1 protein-coding gene is annotated in these 2,012 nt (G+C 60.3%); it reads left to right on the top strand.

Translation table 11 applies throughout. The features are described from left to right. Positions 1 to 712: 712 nt before the first annotated feature. On the top strand, positions 713 to 1,624 hold the full coding sequence (locus EVC45_RS44295; RefSeq protein WP_129964323.1) for a sterol desaturase family protein: 912 nt from the start codon (positions 713 to 715) through the stop codon (positions 1,622 to 1,624). Positions 1,625 to 2,012: the final 388 nt, after the last annotated feature.

Here is a 2,012-nt window from a genome sequence, read left to right as displayed (position 1 = left end):
CGAAGCCCGTCAGGAAAGGCTGATGAAGCTGGCCGCCTGAGCTGCAAAAGCTTGTCCAGACAACCGGAGCCGATACATTCCTTCGGCACACGGTAGTCAGCAAACTGCTATCAGATTCGCCAGACGACGAGTCGGGGCGGCGAAGTCGCCCATGTCGGGAGATGAAATATGAATGCCTGTGGCCATTCCTTGCGATCGCTTGTGGAAAAGTGGTTGGGCGTCGAAGCGGCGATACACCCTCGCGTGACCCACTTCAGCCATACCCCGAAAAGGCGTTGGCGATACGTCTGCGTCGAGGCGACGCGCCCGTCCGGAACCTTTTCCTTCGTCTTCTTTAGACACGACGATGGTTCGTGGTCTGTCTTTCCTCCCGAAATGCGACGGCCCGCGATCGGTTTCCGCTGATTGAAAGCATTCGACCGTTCGCGCCGCGACGGACTTCGAGCCGCACGAGCCTCAACACCATCCGCTAATGCCACCGACGCGAAGCTGTCCCCGGCGTTGCGGACGACTGCCTACGGTGCACGAGGCTGACCGCGTAGATGCCCGGAAACCCCCGCCAGAAGCCTTCCCGATCCCATGACACACGGTGAAATACCTTTTGCGTAGCCAGTCGCGAGGACCCTGTCTAAAGTGCGCGTATCGGATGCGATGCACAGACCGCTCACCACCGCAGACGATACCTCCCGCCACCACCCGATATGGCATCGTCATGGAATCCCTTACAAAACTTGTTCTGATCGTCACCGGCGTCGTCGTTGCCGTTTCGCTGATCGAAGCTGTCGTGCTGAGCCGCAGGAAGAATGCGTCCGCGCCATTTGCGTGGTACGAGGTGTGGATTTCACTGTTCGACCTGGCCGCGCGCAGGGTGATGTCATTGCTGCCGATCTCGGTTGCGACGCCCATTTTCAGCTTCGTCTACGACCATCGTATCTTTACGGTCGACATCAATAGCGCGCTCATGGTGTTCGCGCTCTTCATCGGAATGGAGTTCTGCTACTACTGGTATCACCGGACGTCGCATCGCGTGCGCTTCTTCTGGGCCACGCATGCCGTGCACCATTCGCCGAACCAGTTGACGCTTTCAACGGCCTATCGTCTCGGGGTGACCGGCAAACTGACTGGCTCGACGCTGTTCTTCGCGCCGCTCGTATGGCTGGGGGTCAAGCCCGAGGTCGTGCTGCTCACGCTGTTCCTCAATCTTATGTACCAGGGCTGGTTGCATACCACGTACATTCCCAAGCTGGGCTGGTTCGAATATGTCTTCAATACGCCATCCGCCCACCGTGTGCACCATGCATCGAACGTCCATTACCTGGACGCGAATTACGGTGGCGTGCTGATCATCTTTGACCGGCTGTTCGGCACCTACGTGGAAGAACGCGCTGACGAACCGTGTCGCTACGGTCTCGTGACGCCGACCACGTCGCGCAACCCGTTCGTCGTCGAGTTCGAACACTGGGTCACGCTGATTCGCGATGTCGTCAAGGCGAAGAACCCGTGGATCGCGATCAATCACGTGATCCAGCCGCCGGGCTGGCTGCCGGACGGCGGAGGCGAAACGACGGAAGAACTGCGCCGCAAGAGCAAACAACCCGGCGCGACGGGAGCCGTCAACGGTTAAAGCCGTAGTGGAGGAGGGCAAGGCGGGGTGATTGTCCTCTAGTTGCCAGAATTGTCGGTTTCTTCGCAGAGTCTGTAAGTGCCGCAATAAGACACGGTGTGAACACCAGACGCGGGGGCGGTTTCGCCCGCCTCGGCGAGCATCGCAAGTGATGGTATCTCGCGCTGCTCACCCGGCTCACAGACAGGTCGTCCCGGCCTGTCGCCGCCGACGGGGAGGGCGGAATGACGCCGGGATCGGCGCCGTTGCCCTGCAGACGCGCCGCAATGAGGTCGAGATAGCGCAACAGCAGGGCGGACCAGGGGTTCGCCGAGCTAATCTCGGATCTGGTGTACGGCGGCAGGCGGGGGATACGAGGAAGGCGGTGGCGGTTGGCTGAGAATGTTGC

Origin of the sequence: Paraburkholderia sp. UYCP14C (assembly GCF_004197395.1) — a bacterium.
Taxonomy (GTDB): domain Bacteria; phylum Pseudomonadota; class Gammaproteobacteria; order Burkholderiales; family Burkholderiaceae; genus Paraburkholderia.
This window is presented reverse-complemented; position numbering and strand designations above follow the sequence as displayed.

Coding starts and splice junctions, on each gene's coding strand:
- EVC45_RS44295 (WP_129964323.1), top strand. CDS start 713: ATGGAATCCCTTACAAAACTTGTTCTGATCGTCACCGGCGTCGTCGTT.